We start from the raw sequence: 1781 nt of genomic DNA, 5'->3' as shown, positions 1-1781 counted from the left end.
CGCCTGGTCATCGACGGTCACGGACTCGGTCACGGTGTCAGTCACTTGATGTCTCTTCCATGATCATCAATTACACCGGTGAGCGTACAGACCCTGAGAACGCGGTGCTCCCGGAGATAGAAACAACTGTCATGCCATGGACTCCAGATGCCCGCGGCGTTATGCGGCGGCGGGCTGGACGGTCAGTGTGCGCGTGGCCGTGTCGATCGTGGCCTCAGTACCGAGCGGGATAGTTGGAGGGTGCGCACCGTGTCCAATGGGAAGCCCGCCAAGGACTGGAACGTCCAAGGGGGCGAGTCGGTCGCGCAAGATGTCAACGAGGCCCCATCCTCCCAGCGCGGGGTCAGCCGCCGACTGACCGAAGCCGAGGCACTGGCCGAGTTCGACGCCGCGCAGTCCATCCAGCGCACCATTGCGGGCCAGTTGGGTCAGTGCGCGGTCTGCGGTTCCTGTCCGGCCTTGCTACGCCCCGGCGGTGATGTGGGGCCCGTACATGGCGCGCCCTGCGCGGAGCTGGCAGGTGCGCGCCCCCGACTTTCAACGGCTACCTCAGGCACCAGGGTCGGCCAGCCAGCGCAGCGCGCTGAGACTCGGCAGGAACAAGTACTCGCCGCCACGGGTGATGACGAAGCGCTCGACGCCGTGCAGGCGTCGCCGGACGGGGCGCTGCGGGATCGTGAAGACCCGCAGACGCCCACAGCAGGCGACCGAAGGGATCGGCGATGACCTGCACGTTCATTCCCTGTTTCTTGTGCTTGCCAGAGCAGAAGGGTCGGTGGATGGGCAGCAGCGTGCCGTTAAGCAATACGAACGCCTTCATCGAGGCCGCGCGGACTGCCTCGGCAAGTGTCGGAGCCAGCTCAGCCAGGAGGCCGACGGCCTCGGTGATGTAACGGTAGGCGGTGGTGGTGCCGACACCGAACCCGGCCCCGAGCTGGGCGTAGGGGTGGCCGTTGCGGGGATGGGCGAGGGTGAGCAGAGCCTGCCGACCCGCGCTGAGGCGCCGCCATCGGGTGCCGAGAGCCTGCCGGCGTTCTCTCAGGTGGGCGGCGAGGAAGCGAAGGGCAGAGCTGGACACGTCCAGCCCGGGCGGATAGACAAGCACACGAAGCCTCTGGCGGAGAGGGATTTCTCCTTCTTGACGTCGATATGGACCAGTTCGCCGGGCTGGGCGCGCTCGTAACGGCGCATGGGCTCGCCGGTGGCCCGGTCCAGGGCGGACAGGGCCGGCATGCCGTGGCGCTTGAGGATCCGGTGGGCGGTGGAGGCAGCGATCCGGCTACGGGCGGCCAGTCGCAGCGGTCCCATGCGGTGCTCGCGCCGCATCCTGACGACCTCGGCTTCGACATCGGCGGGCGTCTGCAGAGGTGAGTGGTGGGGCGGCTGGAGCGGTCGTGCATGCCCTGGGCGCCGTGACAGCGGTAGCAGCTCGCCCAGCGGGCGGCGGTGGTGTGAGCGACCTGAAAGCGTTCCGCGGCCCTGCGCAAGGGCCAGCCGTCGTCAACGACACACCGGGCCAGACGCGGCCTGCCGGTCGAGGGCAGCGGGGCATTACGGTGGGACAACGAGGGCCTCCTGGACGCCGGTTGTGGATGTCGCAATCCACACCGAACCCAGAGGCCCTCACCCCGTTCAAGCACCACTCAAGGCGTGTCGCCCGTCACCAACGTTCCCGAACAGCACACCTAGTAGGACTCCGTTAGGTCTGTCTTGATCTTGGTGTTGTGTGTGTCCTGCTGGGAAGGGGTTGGTGGCAGGTGGTGCAGATGCCGGTCCAGCAC

Annotated in this window: 3 pseudogenes; all 3 read right to left on the bottom strand. The window is 67.4% G+C overall.

What is annotated here, in order from left to right:
- Positions 1–159: 159 nt before the first annotated feature.
- Positions 160–435, bottom strand: a pseudogene (locus AB0L75_RS44140) (LD-carboxypeptidase); the annotation flags it as partial.
- 253 nt (positions 436–688) lie between these two features.
- Positions 689–1105: pseudogene (locus AB0L75_RS44135) on the bottom strand (transposase family protein); the annotation flags it as partial.
- A 29-nt stretch (positions 1106–1134) separates the two neighbouring features.
- Positions 1135–1565, bottom strand: a pseudogene (locus AB0L75_RS44130) (leucine zipper domain-containing protein); the annotation flags it as partial.
- Positions 1566–1781: the final 216 nt, after the last annotated feature.

This window comes from Streptomyces sp. NPDC052101 (genome assembly GCF_040680235.1).
Classification (GTDB): domain Bacteria; phylum Actinomycetota; class Actinomycetes; order Streptomycetales; family Streptomycetaceae; genus Streptomyces.
Note: the sequence above shows the minus strand (reverse complement) of the source record. Positions and strands in the feature narration are given on the sequence as shown.